17 protein-coding genes are annotated in these 15,687 nt (G+C 67.0%); 11 read left to right on the plus strand and 6 right to left on the minus strand.

Translation table 11 applies throughout. The features are described 5' to 3' along the window. On the plus strand, window positions 1-724 hold a 724-nt coding region (locus tag MVA01S_RS22665; protein WP_060941699.1), incomplete at its 5' end, for an alpha/beta hydrolase. Here MVA01S_RS22665 and purD read toward each other — a convergent pair. Beyond that, a complete protein-coding gene (gene purD / locus MVA01S_RS22670; protein WP_003930461.1) occupies window positions 721-1,989 on the minus strand; it encodes a phosphoribosylamine--glycine ligase in 1,269 nt (422 codons plus the stop codon). The genes MVA01S_RS22665 and purD overlap by 4 nt on opposite strands. Before the next feature lie 116 nt (window positions 1,990-2,105). Between purD and MVA01S_RS22675 the strand changes: the two genes are divergently transcribed. Further along, complete coding sequence (locus MVA01S_RS22675; RefSeq protein ID WP_237024247.1) at window positions 2,106-3,392, plus strand: cytochrome P450; 1,287 nt, start codon at window positions 2,106-2,108, stop codon at window positions 3,390-3,392. A 132-nt stretch (window positions 3,393-3,524) separates the two neighbouring features. After that, entirely contained in the window at window positions 3,525-4,118 is a 594-nt protein-coding gene (locus MVA01S_RS22680; protein WP_040541323.1) for a TetR/AcrR family transcriptional regulator, read from the plus strand. Between the two features lie 3 nt (window positions 4,119-4,121). Here MVA01S_RS22680 and MVA01S_RS22685 read toward each other — a convergent pair whose 3' ends face one another. From MVA01S_RS22685 to MVA01S_RS22705, 5 genes are read right to left on the minus strand one after another with little or no spacing between them, the layout of a single operon-like run. Then, window positions 4,122-5,348, minus strand: coding sequence for a hypothetical protein (locus MVA01S_RS22685; protein ID WP_003930464.1), 1,227 nt, complete (start codon window positions 5,346-5,348; stop codon window positions 4,122-4,124). Beyond that, window positions 5,338-5,781: a carboxymuconolactone decarboxylase family protein gene (locus tag MVA01S_RS22690; protein ID WP_003930465.1), complete on the minus strand. Its 444-nt coding sequence runs from the start codon at window positions 5,779-5,781 to the stop codon at window positions 5,338-5,340. Before MVA01S_RS22690 ends, MVA01S_RS22685 begins: the two co-directional genes overlap by 11 nt. A gap of 8 nt (window positions 5,782-5,789) precedes the next feature. Beyond that, window positions 5,790-6,647 (minus strand): NAD(P)-dependent oxidoreductase, encoded by an 858-nt coding sequence (locus MVA01S_RS22695; RefSeq protein WP_040541186.1) that lies wholly within the window; start codon window positions 6,645-6,647, stop codon window positions 5,790-5,792. Continuing rightward, window positions 6,644-7,405: an SDR family oxidoreductase gene (locus MVA01S_RS22700; RefSeq protein WP_003930467.1), complete on the minus strand. Its 762-nt coding sequence runs from the start codon at window positions 7,403-7,405 to the stop codon at window positions 6,644-6,646. Before MVA01S_RS22700 ends, MVA01S_RS22695 begins: the two co-directional genes overlap by 4 nt. 22 nt (window positions 7,406-7,427) lie before the next feature. Next, the gene (locus MVA01S_RS22705) at window positions 7,428-8,897 is read right to left on the minus strand and encodes an aldehyde dehydrogenase (RefSeq protein ID WP_003930468.1); all 1,470 of its coding nucleotides are present in this window, start codon (window positions 8,895-8,897) and stop codon (window positions 7,428-7,430) included. 175 nt (window positions 8,898-9,072) lie between these two features. On the opposite strand from MVA01S_RS22705, the gene MVA01S_RS22710 reads away from it, so the two are divergent. From MVA01S_RS22710 to MVA01S_RS22745, 8 genes are all read left to right on the plus strand, one after another. Continuing rightward, the gene (locus MVA01S_RS22710) at window positions 9,073-9,669 is read left to right on the plus strand and encodes a TetR family transcriptional regulator (RefSeq protein WP_040541188.1); all 597 of its coding nucleotides are present in this window, start codon (window positions 9,073-9,075) and stop codon (window positions 9,667-9,669) included. A 51-nt stretch (window positions 9,670-9,720) separates the two neighbouring features. Then, window positions 9,721-10,926, plus strand: a complete 1,206-nt coding sequence (locus MVA01S_RS22715) for a cytochrome P450 (RefSeq protein ID WP_003930470.1) — start codon at window positions 9,721-9,723, stop codon at window positions 10,924-10,926. Continuing rightward, entirely contained in the window at window positions 10,926-11,750 is an 825-nt protein-coding gene (locus MVA01S_RS22720) for an SDR family oxidoreductase (RefSeq protein WP_003930471.1), read from the plus strand. The genes MVA01S_RS22715 and MVA01S_RS22720 overlap by 1 nt, the downstream gene beginning before the upstream one ends. Next, on the plus strand, window positions 11,747-13,105 hold the full coding sequence (locus MVA01S_RS22725) for a lanosterol 14-alpha demethylase (RefSeq protein WP_003930472.1): 1,359 nt from the start codon (window positions 11,747-11,749) through the stop codon (window positions 13,103-13,105). Before MVA01S_RS22720 ends, MVA01S_RS22725 begins: the two co-directional genes overlap by 4 nt. A gap of 1 nt (window position 13,106) precedes the next feature. Beyond that, window positions 13,107-13,313 (plus strand): ferredoxin, encoded by a 207-nt coding sequence (locus MVA01S_RS22730; protein ID WP_003930473.1) that lies wholly within the window; start codon window positions 13,107-13,109, stop codon window positions 13,311-13,313. 4 nt (window positions 13,314-13,317) lie between these two features. Beyond that, a complete protein-coding gene (locus MVA01S_RS22735) occupies window positions 13,318-13,872 on the plus strand; it encodes a nuclear transport factor 2-like protein (protein WP_003930474.1) in 555 nt (184 codons plus the stop codon). A gap of 92 nt (window positions 13,873-13,964) precedes the next feature. Further along, window positions 13,965-15,095: an NDMA-dependent alcohol dehydrogenase gene (locus tag MVA01S_RS22740; RefSeq protein ID WP_003930475.1), complete on the plus strand. Its 1,131-nt coding sequence runs from the start codon at window positions 13,965-13,967 to the stop codon at window positions 15,093-15,095. Window positions 15,096-15,184: 89 nt separating this feature from the next. Then, a complete protein-coding gene (locus MVA01S_RS22745; RefSeq protein WP_003930476.1) occupies window positions 15,185-15,616 on the plus strand; it encodes a nuclear transport factor 2 family protein in 432 nt (143 codons plus the stop codon). The last annotated feature ends 71 nt before the right edge of the window (window positions 15,617-15,687 follow it).

The following is a 15,687-nucleotide window of genomic DNA, read 5'->3' on the forward strand; positions in this document are numbered from 1 at the left end:
AGCCGCGCCCCCGGCCGCCACCCGCGTCGCGGGTTCGTTCGCGTCGGCGGCGCGCGGCGGGGTGTCCACCGACTGGGTGATCGCCCGTCCGCCGAACCAGACGGTGCCGCTGCGTCCGGTGATCCTGTTGCACGGCAAGGATTCGTCGGCCCACACGGTCATGTCGATGGGCGTCGAGCAGTTCCTCGCCGACGCGACGCGGGCGGGGCTGCCGCCGGTCGCGATCGCCGCGGTCGACGGCGGCAACGGGTACTGGCACCGGCGTGCCTCCGGCGACGACTCCGGGGCGATGGTGCTCGAGGAGTTCCTTCCACTGCTGGCCGCCCAGGGCCTCGACACCTCGCGGGTGGCCTTCCTGGGCTGGTCGATGGGCGGCTACGGGGCGATGCTGCTGGGCGCGCGCCTCGGGGCGGCCCGGACCGCCGCGATCTGCGCGGTCAGCCCCGCGCTGTGGACGGCCCCGGGCGCCGCGGCGCCGGGGGCGTTCGACGACGCCGCCGACTACCAGGCCAACAGTGTGTGGGGTCTGCCTTCACTCAACGGAATACCGCTGCGCATCGACTGCGGTCTCGACGATCCGTTCCTGGCCGCCACCCGGCAGTTCGTCGCGCAGCTGCCGACACCGCCGGCGGGCGGCTTCTCCCCCGGCGGGCACAACGCGTCGTTCTGGTCGTCACAGCTGACCGACGAGCTGAGCTGGGCGGCACCGCTGCTGACCGCTTAGAGCGCGATCCGGCCTTCAGCCGCGGCCAGGCCGATGTCACGCCGGAAGTGGCTGCCCGGCAACCGAATCCCGGTCATCGTCTGATATGCGGCGGCGCGCGCGGCCGTCAGGTCCGCACCGGACCCGACCACCGTCAGCACCCGCCCGCCCGAGGACACCAGGCTCCCGTCCTCGCTGCGTGCAGTGCCGGCGTGCAGGACACCCTCCTGGTCGGCGCCCTGGATGACGTCACCGACCCGGGGCCGGCCCGGATAGTTCTCCGCGGCCAGCACGACTGCGACAGCCGAGCCGGGTTGCCACTGCAGCGGGGGTTGGGCGGCCAGCTTTCCGGTGGCCGCGGCGCGCAGCAGTTGCCCCAGTGGCGATTCCAGCAGCGCCAGCACGGCCTGGGTCTCCGGGTCTCCGAAGCGGCAGTTGAACTCGATGACGGCGGGACCGGCTGAGGTGATCGCCAGCCCGGCGTACAACAGGCCCGAAAACCCACTGCCCTGCCGGACGAGTTCGGCGGCAACGGGTTTGACGATCTCGTCGACGATGCGCCGAGTCACCTCGTCGGGCAGCCACGGCAGCGGCGTGTACGCCCCCATCCCGCCGGTGTTGGGTCCGCTGTCACCGTCGCCGACCCGCTTGAAATCCTGGGCGGGCAGCAGCGGAACCACAGTCTCGCCGTCCACCACGCAGAACAGCGACACCTCGGGACCGTCGAGGAACGATTCGAGCAGCACCGGATGCCCCGCGTCGAGCAGGCTCGCGGCGTGTGCGCGCGCGGCGTCGCGGTCGGCGGTGACCACCACGCCCTTGCCCGCCGCCAGTCCGTCGTCCTTGACCACCCAGGCAGCCTGACCGGCGGGTGGTCCGAAGCGGTCGAGCGCGGCGTCCAGGTGGCCGGGGTTGTCGACGATCTCGCTGCTCGCGGTGCGCACCCCGGCGGCGGTCATCACGTCCTTGGCGAACGCCTTGGACCCTTCGATGCGCGCGGCATCCTTGGACGGGCCGAAACAGGCGATGCCTGCCGCGCGCAGCGCGTCGGCCACCCCGAGCACCAGCGGCACCTCGGGTCCAATCACGACGAGGTCGGCGCCGATGCGCCTGGCCAGTGCGGTGACGGCCTCCCCGGAGGTGACATCGACGTCGTACTGGTCGGCCACCGCCGCGGTCCCGGCGTTGCCGGGCGCCACTGAGAGCGCGTCGACCTCGGGGTCTCGGCGCAGTGCGAGCAGCATCGCGTGTTCACGGGCTCCGGAACCAACCACCAGGACGTGCACAGACGCACACCCTAGTGGCATCGCCGCGCGGGCTCACCACGTCCTCGGGCATACATCCGGCGGCATAAGTGTATGGTCAGTGAGAAGTGCTGTGCGTCACACCAGGAGGCGACCCGATGTCCACGACCCAGAGTTGTCCATTCCTCCCCCCGGGCCCCGGCCTTCCCCAGGGCTCCGGCCTTCCCCAGGGCTCCGGCCTGCCCCCGGGATATGACTTCACCGACCCCGACGTACTTCTGAGGGGCATTCCGGTGACCGAGTTCGCCGAGCTGCGCAGGACCGCGCCGGTGTGGTGGAACGAGCAGACCGAATCGATCTTCGACGACGGCGGCTACTGGGTCATCTCGCGGCACGAGGACATCAAGGCCATCTCCCGGGACGGCGCCCAGTGGTCGACCAACGCCAAGGGCGCGGTGATGCGCCTTCCCGACGGTGTCACCGCCGAACAACTCGACCTGACCAAGGCGCTGCTGATCAACCACGATGCGCCCGAGCACACCCGGCTGCGCAAGCTCGTCTCGCGGCTGTTCACCCCGAGGGCGATCGCGGGCATGGAGGCCAAGCTCGCCGGCGCCGCGCGGGAGATCGTGCGCCGCGCGGCCGAGAAGGGCAGCGGCAACTTCGTCGACGACGTCGCGATGCCGCTGCCCCTACAGGCCATCGCCGATCTGATCGGCGTCCCCGAACAGGACCGCGAGAAGCTCTTCCACTGGTCGAACGCGATCATGAACACCGACGACCCGGACTTCGACGCCGATCCGACGACGGCCAACGCGGAGCTGATGGGGTACGCGTACACCATGGCCGAGGAGCGGCGCCGCTGTCCGGCCGACGACATCGTCACCCGGCTGGTCCAGGCCGATCTCGACGGGGAATCGATGGGCGAGGTCGAATTCGCGTTCTTCGTCATCCTGCTCGCGGTGGCCGGCAACGAGACCACCCGCAACGCGATGACCCACGGCATGAACGCGTTCCTCGACCACCCCGACCAGTGGGAGCTGTTCCGGCGCGAGCGCCCGGACACCGCCATCGACGAGATCATCCGGTGGGCCACCCCGGTGCACTGCTTCCAGCGCACCGCGCTCGAAGACGTCGAGGTGGGCGGCGTGACGATCGCCAAGGGGCAGCGGGCGGGCCTGTTCTACAGCTCGGCGAATTTCGACGAAGCGGTCTTCGAGCGTCCGTTTGAATTCAATATTCTGCGAAACCCGAATCCGCACTTGGCTTTCGGTGGCAACGGCGCGCACTTCTGCATCGGCGCCAATCTGGCCCGGATGGAGATCAAGCTGATGTTCCACGAGATCGCCGACCAGATTCCCGACATCGCGAAGCTGGCCGAACCGCAACGGCTTCGCTCGGGCTGGATCAACGGGGTCAAAGACCTGCAGGTCGCCTACCGGTAGTCACGCTCGTCACACCGATCCACGCTTGTCAGAGGTCAGCTCGCACTTCTGCTGCACGTCGCGGATCTGTGGGGCAGCTGGGGTTGCGGCGGAGTTGAGGGCAGCCCCCGAGCGGTGGCCTACAGTTCGTTCGTGCGCACCCACGGTTGGTCAGGAGCCAAGCCGGCCTCCGACGAGGAGGCCGTCGCGCGCATCCTGGCGGCCGCAGGCAAGGTGATCGAGGAGCGCGGGGCGGACTTCAGCATCTCCGACGTGGCCCGCACCGTCGGAGTCACCCGGCAGACGGTGTACCGCTACTTCTCCAGCACCGAGTCGCTGCTGATCGCCGCCGCCGTACATGCGGTCGACGGATTCCTCGACCGGCTGGCCGCGCACCTGGCCGGCATCAGCGAGCCCGCCGAAGCGGTCGCCGAGGCGGTGGCGACCGCGCTGGAATGGCTGCCCCGGGAGAAGTACATCGGATTGATCATGGTGCCCGGCGGGTCCAGCCACGTGCAGTCGGTGACCTCCGACATCGCGCTGCGCTTCGCGCGGGACATGGTGGGCCGTCTCGACGTCGACTGGACGGCGTACGGGTTCGACGACGCCGCGCTCGACCAACTCTCCGAGCACCTGCTGCGCGTCATCCAGTCCTTCGTGATCGACCCCGGCCGCCCGCCGCGCACCGGTGACGCGCTGCGCGCCTACCTGCGCCGGTGGGTCGGCAACGCGGTGCTGCCCCGCTGAACCTCAGACCACGGTCAGCGGCAGCGACTTCCGGGTCTCGAACTCCCACGCCGCGCCGCTGCTGAACTTGCACACCTCGACCTCGGGCAGTTCCTTGGCCGCGGTGTCGGTCTCGATCACCCGGACCGTCCAGTCGGTCTCGGTGCCGGAGACCTCGGCGCGCAAGTGCGGGTCCACCGCCTGCACGATGGCCTGCAGCGGCAGATCGGCCACCGGCGAGACCAGCGAGATCCACGAACCGTCCTCGTGCGCCGCCGACGCACGCACGTGCACGAAGCCCGGAGCGATGTCGGCCCGGACATAGGCGGCGGGGTTCAGTAACGGATGCAGCTCGAGCACCCGCAGCGCACCCCGGACATCCTTGGACAGCTTGAGCGCGCGGTGGATCCGCTCCGCGGCCACCCCGGCGATGCCGATCAGCTGTTTGGTGCGGATGGTCCGGGCCAGCGCCGCGTCGTCCTTGGCTCGCTTCTCGACCGCGATCGTGAACGACTTCACCAGCAGGTGCATCTGCAGGCACACCTCGTCGGCGATCCGGACCAGCGCCGAATGCGAGAAGGCACCGAAGTCGACGTCGGCCAGCAGCGGCCCCGAATAGTCGGCCATGCCTTCGTCATTCGGGTCGATCGGATCCAGCTCGGTGTGGTAGGCCCGGGTGGCGCCGACGATGTCCATCGCGGGGATGAACGGAACCTCGGGATAAGACTCGTCGATGATGACCGTCCACCGGCAGTGTGGATGCTGATCGGGCGATGACCTGGGCGGCCGGTGGATCGGCCGGACCTGGGCCTTGCGGTTGGTGGCCAGCGCGGTGGCGTCGAAGGTGGGATCTTCGATGTCGTGGCACATGCCTTTGACGTAGTCCTCGCCCATCGGCTCGACGTCCATGAGCGCGCCACAGTGATCGAGGTAGAACTCGCCGTGCCAGCGGTCGTGCACGATGTAGCGGAAATCCATGAACTGCGGCGGCGCACCGATGTCGAGCTGCAGGCCTTTGAAGAGCGTGAAGATGTCGACACCCTCGTACTTGAGCGCCTTCTGCATCCGCTTGGTGTAGAGCGGGCTGGATGCCGCCCACTCCTCGATCGCGATCTGCAGCATCTCCTCGCGACCGAAATTGCTGATGCACCAGGCCATCCCGGAACGGTCGATCAACTGACCGATCAGCAGCAGCTCCGGAACCAGGGTCGCCAGCTCCTCGCGCGACAGCGCGGCGAATCTACTCGTCATCGAGGGTCTTCCCCGTGCTCATCTTCACGGCGGCGTTGACGTTGGCTTTTTTGTCTTCTCCCCCACCGGCTTCGGCAGCCTTTCTGCGCTTGGCGGCGACCTTGCCCACCACGCCGTTGAGCCCGGAACCACGGGGGAAGCCCACGTAATGGGTGAGGAAGATCGCCATCTCCTTCAGTTCTTCTTCACTCAGTTCACCGTTGGCCAACGCGGCATTCACCTGGACCTCCGCCAGCCCCTGTTCACCGAGGGCGGTCACGATGGCCAACGTCATCAACCGTTTGTCGCGCATCGACAGTCCCGGGCGGGTCCAGATGGTGCCGAAGAGGTGATCGACGGTCAGGTCGAAGTACGGGTCACCCTCGATATTCGGCATCTCCCACGAATAGACCTCGTTCATCTTCTTGAGGCCCTTCTTGCGAAGCTCGTCCATCTCTACTCCTACTCCGTCGTCGAAGGCGTATGCGGCACGCCCAGTCCGGCAGCCAGATCGCGCAGCGCGATCTCGGCCAGCGGCAGGTCCACCCCGGTGGACTCGCCGAGTCCGAGCGCCAGGCGCAGGTCCTTCTCCCCGAGACCGCGGGTATGGACGAACATGTCGTACAGAAAGTGTTCGGGCGTCAGCGGTTTCATGTCGTCGCGGACCATGATCGCTCCGGGGCCGCCACTCTGCGCATCGCTGTGCCGCACCACCCGGCCCAGCTTCTGCAGATCGATTCCCGAGGCCTCGGCCAGCCGCATCGCCTCGCACGCCGCGGTGAAGCCGACGAACGTCAGCATGTTGCGGGCCAGCTTCATCCGGGTGCCGGCTCCGGGCTCGCCGGCGCGCACCACCATCGACGCCCACTGCTTGAACACCGGCTTGACCCGGTCATAGATGTGCTGGTCGGCGCCCACCATCACCGCGAGCTCACCCTTGTCGGCTGCGCCCGCGCCACCGCTGACCGGCGCGTCGACGATGTGGATTCCGCTGGGCTGCAGCTGCTGCGCCAACTCCGCGGCAGTCTCCGGTTCGATCGTCGAGTGGATCGCGATGACGGTGCCGGGCTCCGCGTGCGCGGCGAGTTCACCCACCACCTCGCGCACCTGCGCATCGTTGAGCACGGTCACGCTGATGACGTCGGCTTCCGCCACGTCGGCCACGTTGTCCGCAGCGTCGGCGCCCATCTCCACCAGCGGAGTCATCGCCTCGGCGCGGACGTCGAAGACGATCAGACCGCCGGGCCAGTCGACGAGCCGTTTGGCCATCGGCGCGCCCTGGTTGCCCAACCCGATGTAGCCCAGTTTCACATCACTCATCTGATGATCTGTCCGCCATCGACATTGAAGATCTGCCCGGTCACCCACTTCGCCTGATCCGACAGCAGGAACAGGCACATACCGGTCAGATCGTCCACCTCACCCATGCGCGACAACGGGATTCCCTTGACGATGTCGGCGACCATCTCCTGCGGGGTGGTTGTCCGATTGGCCTCGGTGTCGATGGGTCCCGGCGCGATCGCGTTGACACGGATATTCTGTCCGCCGAGTTCGGTGGCCAACTGCTGGGTCAGGCCGTTGATCCCGACCTTGGCCAGGCCGTAGAAGTTCGAGTACAGCCACGCCGCGGTCGACGACTGGTTGACGATCGCTCCGCCGCCGCGTTTGGCCATCTTGCGGTACACCGCGCGAGTGCACACCAGCGCGCCGTCCATGTTCACGCTCATGAACTTCTTGTAATAGTCCCAATCGACGGTGATCAGGAAGTCGAGCTTCATCCCACCGAAGATCGCGGCGTTGTTGACCAGGTAGTCGATGCCGCCGAACTCCGAAAGAGCCTGCGCGGCCATCTCTTTTGCCGAGTCGGGATCGGACACGTCGACCCGGACGGCCAGCGCGTTCCCGCCTTCGCCCTTGATGCCGTCGGCGACCTTCTGCGCACCTTCGGTGTTGATGTCGGCCACCACCACCGCGGCGCCCTCACGGGCCAGCGCTTCGGCGTACGCCTGACCGATACCGCCGCCGGCCCCGGTGACGATGGCCACCTTCTCGTTGAACTGATCACCATAAAGGCCCATGCACAAGCCCTCCGTTTCTCTTTTAGTTCGCCGCTGTGGCGATCGCCTTGATCTCGAGGTACTCCTCGAAACCGGCGAGCCCCATTTCCCGGCCGATGCCGGATTGCTTGTAGCCGCCGAACGGCATGTCCGCCGAATACCAGACGCCGCCGTTGATGTTGACCGTGCCGACCCGCAGTCGGGCCGCAACGCTGTTGGCCCGCTCCAGGTCCGGCGAGAACACGGTGCCCGACAGTCCGTAGGGCGAGTCGTTGGCGATGCGCACCGCGTCGTCGTCGCCGTCGTGGGCGATGACCGTCAGGACGGGACCGAAGATCTCCTCGCGGGCCACCTTCGCGGTGTTGTCGAGGCCGGCGATCACCGTCGGCTCGATGAAGAAGCCCCTGTCGCGGTCGGCGGGACGTCCACCGCCGCAGGCGAACCTGCCCCCCTCGGCGATCGCCGAGTCCAGGTACCCCTGGATGCGTTCGCGCTGCCGCTCCGAGATCACCGGTCCGCACACCGTGCCGGGGTTCGTCGGATCACCGGGCTTCATGCCGCCCATGGTCGCCGCGGCCGCCTCGACGGCTTCGTCGTACCGCCCGCGCGGCACCACCAGGCGGGTGGTGATCGCGCAGCCCTGCCCGGCGTGCATCGACGCGGTGAACGCCGCCATCGAGCACGCACCGGCGAGGTCGGCGTCGTCGAGGACCAGGAAGGCCGACTTGCCGCCGAGCTCGAGGAACACCTTCTTCAGGGTCGCCGAGCCGTCGGCCATCACCGCGCGGCCCGTGGTGGTCGACCCGGTGAACGAAACCATGTCCACCCGAGGATCTTTCGACAGCAACGCCCCCACGCTGTGATCGCTGGAGGTGACGATGTTGATCACCCCGGCGGGAAAATCCGTGTGCTCGGCGATCAGCTCGCCGAGCACCGCAGCCACCCACGGCGTGTCGGGAGCCGGCTTGAGCACCAACGTGTTTCCGGCGGCCAGCGCCGGGCCGATCTTGGCGAGGTTGATCTGGTGCGGGAAGTTCCACGGCGTGATCGCCCCGACGACGCCGACGGCCTCGCGGGCGATCGTGCGGTGCGTCTTGATGCCCATGGGTGAAGCGGTGCCGAGATCGGTCGTCCACTGATAGCCCGCGGCGGTGTCGGCGCAGAACGTCAGATCCTCGACCGGGCCTTCGAGCTGGGCTGCCGACGTGAGCATCCGCGGGGCACCCACCTCGGCCATCGTCAGCTCCCGCAGGTCCTCGACATGGTCCCGCATGGCCTGCTGCAGCTGCCGGATGCAGCGCACCCGCAGTTCGGTGTTCGTGGCCCAGTCCGTCTCGTCGAAGCTGCGGCGGGCCGCGCCGATCGCCGCGCTCATGTCCTCAGTGTCCGCGTCGGCGGCCACGCCGAGGGTCTCCTCGGTGGCGGGGTTGAGGGTGGGGAACGTGCCCGCGCTTCCGGGGACGAGCTTGCCATCGATGAGCAGACGGCTTTCGCGATCGGCCAGGATCGGCATCCGACCTCCTGTATCTAATCCCTGGACAGCTGTCCGATGGAGTTCTCCGAACCATAGCCGCAGATCTCGGCGGCAGGCAAGGCTATGACGCCACACCTCTCGAGCAAAGGCACATTGGCGTGCGGATTCGCTGTAACGCTTGCCTGGCGCGCGCCCCGTCGGCTAGCTTGGACAGGTGTCCAGTGATGCTGTTGCTCCGCTCACAGGTGAGTCGGCGCATCCGCCACGCAACCGTCGGCAGGAAGAGACGTTCCGCAAGGTCCTCGCCGCCGGTTTGGAGATGCTGCGCGAGTCTTCGTACGCCGACCTGACCGTGCGCGCGGTGGCGGCGCGCGCCAAGGTGGCCCCGGCGACGGCCTACACCTACTTCTCGTCGAAGAACCACCTGATCGCCGAGATCTACCTGGACCTCATCCGTCAGGTCGACTACTTCACCGACGTGAACGACAGCAAGGTGGTCCGCGTCGAGAAGACGTTGCGCAGCATGGCCCTGATGGTCGCCGACGAGCCCGAAGTCGCGGCCGCGTGCACCACCGCGCTGCTGTCAGGCAACGACCCGGCCGTGCGCACCGTCCGCGAACGTATCGGCGGGGAGATCCACCGGCGCATCCGGGCCGCCGTCGGCCCCAACCCGGACCCCCGCACGCTTGCCGCCCTCGAGATGACGTTCTTCGGCGCGCTGGTCAATGCCGGCAGCGGCGCCTTCACCTACCACCAAATCGCCGACCGCCTCAGTTATGTGGTCGGCCTCATCGTCGGAGAAGACAAATGAGCCTCATCGTCGGAGACGATAAATGAGCCTGAGCGTCGGAGAAGACAAGCAGTGACGATCAGCGAGGTACAGCTCGACCCGTACGACTACGCCTTTCACGAGGATCCGTACCCGTACTACCAGCGGCTGCGCGACGAAGCCCCGTTGTACCGCAACGAAGAACTCGGGTTCTGGGCGCTGTCCCGGCACGCCGACGTGTTGAAGGGCTTCCGCAACAGCACCACGTTGTCGAACAAGTTCGGGGTGTCGCTGGACCCGGCGTCGCGCGGGCCGCACGCGTCCAAGACGATGTCGTTCCTGGCCATGGACGACCCGGACCACCTGCGGCTGCGCACCCTGGTGTCGAAGGGCTTCACCCCGCGGCGTATCCGCGAACTGGAGCCGCGGGTCACCGAGATCGCGGTCCAGCACCTGGATGCGATGTTGGAGAACGCCGGGGACGGCACCGTGGACTACGTCGACGAGTTCGCCGGCAAGCTGCCCATGGACGTGATCTCCGAGCTGATGGGCGTGCCCGGTGCCGACCGGGTTCAGGTGCGGGCGTGGGCGGATGCGGTGATGCACCGCGACGAAGGCGTCACCGATGTGCCCGACTCGGCCATCGAGGCGTCGCTCAACCTGATCGTCTACTACCAGGAGATGGTGGCCGAGCGGCGCAAGAAGCTCACCGACGATCTGACCTCGGCACTACTGGAGGCCGAGATCGACGGTGACCGGCTGACCGACGACGAGATCATCGGCTTCATGTTCCTGATGGTCATCGCCGGCAACGAGACCACCACGAAACTGCTTGCCAATGCGGCGTTCTGGGGCCACCGCTACCCCGACCAGCTGACGCCGGTGTACCAGGATCTGGAGCGGGTGCCGCTGTGGGTGGAGGAGACGCTGCGCTTCGACACGTCGAGCCAGATCCTGGCCCGCACCGTGGCCGGCGAACTGACGCTCTACGACACCACGATCCCCGACGGGGACGTGCTGCTGCTGCTTCCTGGTTCGGCACACCGCGACGAGCGGGTGTTCGATGACCCTGACGACTATGTCATCGGGCGGGAGATCGGCTCCAAGCTGATGAGTTTCGGTAGCGGAGCCCACTTCTGCCTCGGTGCGCACCTGGCGCGCATGGAAGCCCGGGTGGCGCTGGCCGAGTTGTTCAAACGAATCCGCGGGTACGAGGTCGACGAGGCCAACGCCGTCCGCGTCCACTCCAGCAATGTGCGCGGATTCGCCCACCTTCCGATGCATGTGGAGATCCGCTGATGCCCCGTTTCGATCCGTTACCCGACCGTCGCCCCGCCCTGGTCGCCGGCGCCTCGTCCGGCATCGGCGAGGCCACGGCAATCCAGCTCGCCGCGAACGGTTTCCCGGTCGCTCTCGGCGCCCGCCGGGTGGAAAAGCTGCAGGAGATCGTCGGCAAGATCCGCGCCGACGGCGGTGAAGCGATCGCGGTGCACCTCGACGTCACCGACCCCGACTCGGTGAAGGCGGCCGTCGAGCAGACCACCTCCGAACTCGGTGAGATCGAGGTGCTGGTCGCCGGCGCCGGTGACACCAACTTCGGCAAGTTGCACGAGATGAGCACCGATGAGTTCACCGACCAGCTGCAGATCCACCTGGTCGGGGCCAACCGGATGGCCACCGCGGTGCTGCCAGGCATGCTCGAACGTCGCCGCGGTGACCTGATCTTCGTCGGCTCCGATGTGGCACTGCGGCAGCGACCGCACATGGGTGCCTACGGCGCGGCCAAGGCCGGTCTGGTCGCCATGGTGACCAACCTGCAGATGGAACTCGAGGGCACCGGGGTGCGCGCGTCGATCGTGCATCCCGGCCCCACCATGACCTCGATGGGATGGAGCCTGCCCGCCGAGAAGATCGGCCCCGCCCTGGAGGACTGGGCCAAATGGGGGCAGGCCCGCCACGACTACTTCATGCGCGCCGCCGACCTGGCCCGGGCGATCGCCTTCGTGGCCGAGACCCCGCGCGGCCACTACATCGCGAATATCGAACTGCAGCCCGAAGCCCCCCTGGCTGAAGTCAAAGATCGACAGAAACTCGCACTCGGCGAGGAGGGAATGCCGTCATGACGACTGCGATCGTGCCCCGCGTCTCCGGTGGAGAGGACGAGGAACACGGCCATCTGGAGGAGTTCCGCACCGACCCGATCGGCTTGATGAAGCGCATCCGCGAGGAGTGCGGTGACGTCGGCTGGTTCCAGCTCGCAGGCAAGCAGGTGGTGATGCTCTCCGGCGCGGAGGCCAACGAGTTCTTCTTCCGGTCCAGCGACAGCGAACTCAACCAGGCCGAGGCCTACCCGTTCATGACGCCGATCTTCGGTGAGGGCGTGGTGTTCGACGCCGACCCCGAGCGGCGGGCCGAGATGCTGCACAACACCGCGCTGCGCGGCGAGCAGATGAAGGGTCATGCCGCCACCATCGAGGCCGAGGTCAAGAAGATCATCGCCGACTGGGGCGATGAAGGGGAGATCGAGCTGCTCGACTTCTTCTCCGAGCTGACCATCTACACCTCGACGGCCTGCCTGATCGGGCTCAAGTTCCGCGAGCAACTCGACAGCCGGTTCGCCCACTACTACCACCAGCTGGAGCGCGGCACCGACCCGCTGTGCTACGTCGACCCGTACCTGGACATCGAGAGCTTCCGCATCCGCGACGAGTCCCGCGTCAAACTCGTAGCCCTGGTTCAGGACATCATGAACGGTCGCATCGCCAACCCGCCCAAGGGCAAGGACGACCGTGACCTGCTCGACGTGCTGGTGTCGATCAAAGACGACGAGGGCAATCCGCGCTTCTCCGCCAACGAGGTTACCGGCATGTTCATCTCGCTGATGTTCGCCGGCCACCACACCAGTTCGGGCACCTCCTCGTGGACACTGATCGAGTTGCTGCGCCACCCCGAGTTCTACGCCAAGGTGCAGGCCGAGCTCGACGACCTGTACTCCGACGGTCAGGAGGTGAGTTTCCATGCGCTGCGCCAGATCCCGAATCTCGACAATGCGCTCAAGGAGACCCTGCGCCTGCACCCGCCGCTGATCATCCTGATGCGGGTGGCCCAAGACGAGTTCGAGGTCGCCGGCCACCCCATCCACAAGGGCCAGATGGTGGCCGCCTCCCCGGCGATCTCCAACCGCATCCCCGAGGACTTCCCCGATCCGGATGCCTTCGACCCCAGCCGCTACGAGAAGCCGCGCCAGGAAGATCTGATCAACCGGTGGACCTGGATTCCGTTCGGCGCAGGCAAGCACCGCTGCGTGGGTGCGGCGTTCGCACAGATGCAGATCAAGGCGATCTTCTCGGTGTTGCTGCGCGAGTACGAGTTCGAGATGTCGCAGCCTTCGGAGAGCTACCGCAACGACCATTCCAAGATGGTGGTGCAGCTCGCTCAGCCGGCCAAGGTCCGCTACCGCAGGCGGACCAGGGCCTGAAATGGGTTGCTACCGCGTGGTACTCGACGAGGACCTGTGCCAGGGGCACGCGATGTGCGAGCTGGAAGCACCCGACGTCTTCACGGTGCCCAAACGTGGCGTCGTCGAGATCACCGACCCCGAACCACCCGACGAGCTTCGCGAAGCCGTCGAAATGGCCGTCGAGATGTGTCCGACCCGGGCACTGTCAATTGTCGAGAAGGAGTGAAGTAATGGCGTCACGCGAGCAACTGGAGGACTGGGTCCAGCGCTGGCTCAAGGCCAACCAGGACGCCGAGGCAGTCGGCGACTGGAAGCCGCTTGCCGAGTTCTACACCGACGACGCCACCTACGGCTGGAACATCGGCCCGAAGGAAGACGTGATGTGCGTCGGCAAAGAGGAGATCCGCGATGTGGCGCTGGGCCTGGAGATGGAGGGCCTGGAGAACTGGGTCTACGAGTACCAGCGGACGCTGATCGACGAGAAGCAGAACGAGATCGTCGGCTTCTGGAAGCAGATCGCCAACAAGAGCGACGGCACCCGCGCCGAGATCTACGGCATCGGCGGCAGCTGGTTCCGGCTCGCCGCTGTCGGGGAGGGCGACCAGCTGCTCATCGAGTGGCAGCGCGACTTCTTCGACTTCGGACACGTGGCCAAGGGGTACGCGAAGCTGATCGAGTCCGGTGACCTCACCCCTGCCATGCAGAAGCGCATCGAGCGGTCGCTGTCCGGCGAGAAACTGCCCGGCTACTACCCGATCGGCCAGGCACCCGTCCAGATCTGGTAACACCCACCCAAGCGGTTGATCGGGGTAGACGTGATGTGGCTAACTAGAGCCTCTAGTCTGGTCACCAGATGCTCTAGTCGAAAGCAGGAGAGATGAAGACCAAAGGCGCCCTGATCTGGGAATTCAACCAGCCGTGGACGATCGAGGAGATCGAGATCGGCGACCCCGTCAAGGACGAGGTCAAGATCCAGATGGAAGCCTCGGGCATGTGCCACTCGGACCACCACCTGGTCACCGGCGATATCCCGATGGCGGGTTTCCCGGTGCTCGGCGGCCACGAGGGCGCCGGCATCGTCACCGAGGTGGGCCCCGGAGTGGAGGGCCTTGAGCCCGGCGACCACGTGGTGCTGTCGTTCATCCCGTCGTGCGGATCCTGCCCGTCGTGTCAGGCCGGCATGCGCAACCTCTGCGACCTGGGCGCCATGCTGCTTCAGGGCACCGCGGTGTCGGACAACACCCACCGCATCCACGCCAAGGACGGCACCCCGGTCATCCCGATGACCCTGCTCGGCACCTTCAGCCCGTACATGGTCGTGCACAAGAGCTCGGTGGTGAAGATCGATCCGTCCATCCCATTCGAGGTCGCCTGCCTCGTCGGCTGCGGCGTGACCACCGGCTACGGCTCGGCGACGCGCAGTGCGAACGTCCGGCCCGGCGACGACGTCGTCATCGCCGGCATCGGCGGCGTCGGCATGGGCGCGCTGCAGGGCGCCCTGAACGCGGGGGCGCGCAACATCTTCGCGATCGACCCGGTGGAGTGGAAGCGCGACCAGGCGCTCAAGTTCGGTGCGACCCACGTCTACCCCGACATCGGCAGCGCGATGATGGGCGTCGCCGAGATCACCCAGGGCCGGATGGCTTCCAAGACCATCATCACCACCGGTGAGCTCAAGGGCGAGGAGATCGACAACTACCTCAACATCACGGCCAAGGGCGGCACCTGCGTGGTCACCGCGGTGGCCAACATGGCCAACTCGGACGTGACGCTGAACCTCTCGATGCTCACGCTGCTGCAGAAGAACCTGCAGGGCACCATCTTCGGTGGCGGCAACCCGCACTTCGACATCCCGCAGCTGCTGTCGATGTACAAGGCAGGGCGGCTCAACCTCGACGACATGGTCACCCGGCAGTACAAGCTGGAGCAGATCAACGACGGCTACCGGGACATGCTCGAAGGCAAGAACATCCGCGGCGTCATCCGCTACACCGACGCCGACAGGTAAGTCGGCATGAACCCGCGAAATTGCATTCCAGTAGGCGAAGTCCGAGTAGAGGCCTACTGGAATGCGATTTCGGCGAAGGTAGGGATCAAATGACCGAGATCACGGACCTCACACCGGTTGTCGCAGCGTCGCAGAACTCGTGGCGCTGCGTGCAGTCCGGTGACCGCGAGGGCTGGCTGGCACTGATGGCCGACGACGTCGTCATCGAAGACCCCATCGGGGAGGCCGTCACCAACCCCGACGGCACGGGTGTGCGCGGCAAGGACGCCGTCGCGGCGTTCTACGACGCGAACATCGGCCCGAACCAGCTGCGCGTCACCTGCGAGGAGACGTTCCCGTCGAGCAGTCCGACGGAGATCGCCTACATCCTGGTCCTGGAGACCACCTTCCCGAACGGCTTCGTCGCCACCGTGCGCGGCGCGTTCACTTATCGGGTGGACGACGCGGGCCTGATCACCAACCTGCGCGGCTACTGGAACATGGACGCGATGACGTTCTCGCAGAAGGACAGCACGGATTAACGCGGGCCCGCCCGGCCTCCTGGCCGGCCGGGGCGCCGTGGTCGTCGGCGGCACCCGCGGCGTCGGGCTCG

The organism is Mycolicibacterium vaccae NBRC 14118 = CIP 105934 (assembly GCF_001552715.1).
In the GTDB taxonomy this organism is placed as follows: domain Bacteria; phylum Actinomycetota; class Actinomycetes; order Mycobacteriales; family Mycobacteriaceae; genus Mycobacterium; species Mycobacterium vaccae.

Excerpts from the sequence above, each read along its gene's own strand:
- MVA01S_RS22675 (WP_237024247.1), top strand. The coding sequence starts at position 2,106 with ATGTCCACGACCCAGAGTTGTCCATTCCTCCCCCCGGGCCCCGGCCTT.
- MVA01S_RS22685 (WP_003930464.1), bottom strand. The coding sequence starts at position 5,348 with ATGACGAGTAGATTCGCCGCGCTGTCGCGCGAGGAGCTGGCGACCCTG.
- MVA01S_RS22690 (WP_003930465.1), bottom strand. The coding sequence starts at position 5,781 with ATGGACGAGCTTCGCAAGAAGGGCCTCAAGAAGATGAACGAGGTCTAT.
- MVA01S_RS22695 (WP_040541186.1), bottom strand. The coding sequence starts at position 6,647 with ATGAGTGATGTGAAACTGGGCTACATCGGGTTGGGCAACCAGGGCGCG.
- MVA01S_RS22700 (WP_003930467.1), bottom strand. The coding sequence starts at position 7,405 with ATGGGCCTTTATGGTGATCAGTTCAACGAGAAGGTGGCCATCGTCACC.
- MVA01S_RS22705 (WP_003930468.1), bottom strand. The coding sequence starts at position 8,897 with ATGCCGATCCTGGCCGATCGCGAAAGCCGTCTGCTCATCGATGGCAAG.
- MVA01S_RS22720 (WP_003930471.1), top strand. The coding sequence starts at position 10,926 with ATGCCCCGTTTCGATCCGTTACCCGACCGTCGCCCCGCCCTGGTCGCC.
- MVA01S_RS22725 (WP_003930472.1), top strand. The coding sequence starts at position 11,747 with ATGACGACTGCGATCGTGCCCCGCGTCTCCGGTGGAGAGGACGAGGAA.
- MVA01S_RS22730 (WP_003930473.1), top strand. The coding sequence starts at position 13,107 with ATGGGTTGCTACCGCGTGGTACTCGACGAGGACCTGTGCCAGGGGCAC.
- MVA01S_RS22735 (WP_003930474.1), top strand. The coding sequence starts at position 13,318 with ATGGCGTCACGCGAGCAACTGGAGGACTGGGTCCAGCGCTGGCTCAAG.
- MVA01S_RS22740 (WP_003930475.1), top strand. The coding sequence starts at position 13,965 with ATGAAGACCAAAGGCGCCCTGATCTGGGAATTCAACCAGCCGTGGACG.
- MVA01S_RS22745 (WP_003930476.1), top strand. The coding sequence starts at position 15,185 with ATGACCGAGATCACGGACCTCACACCGGTTGTCGCAGCGTCGCAGAAC.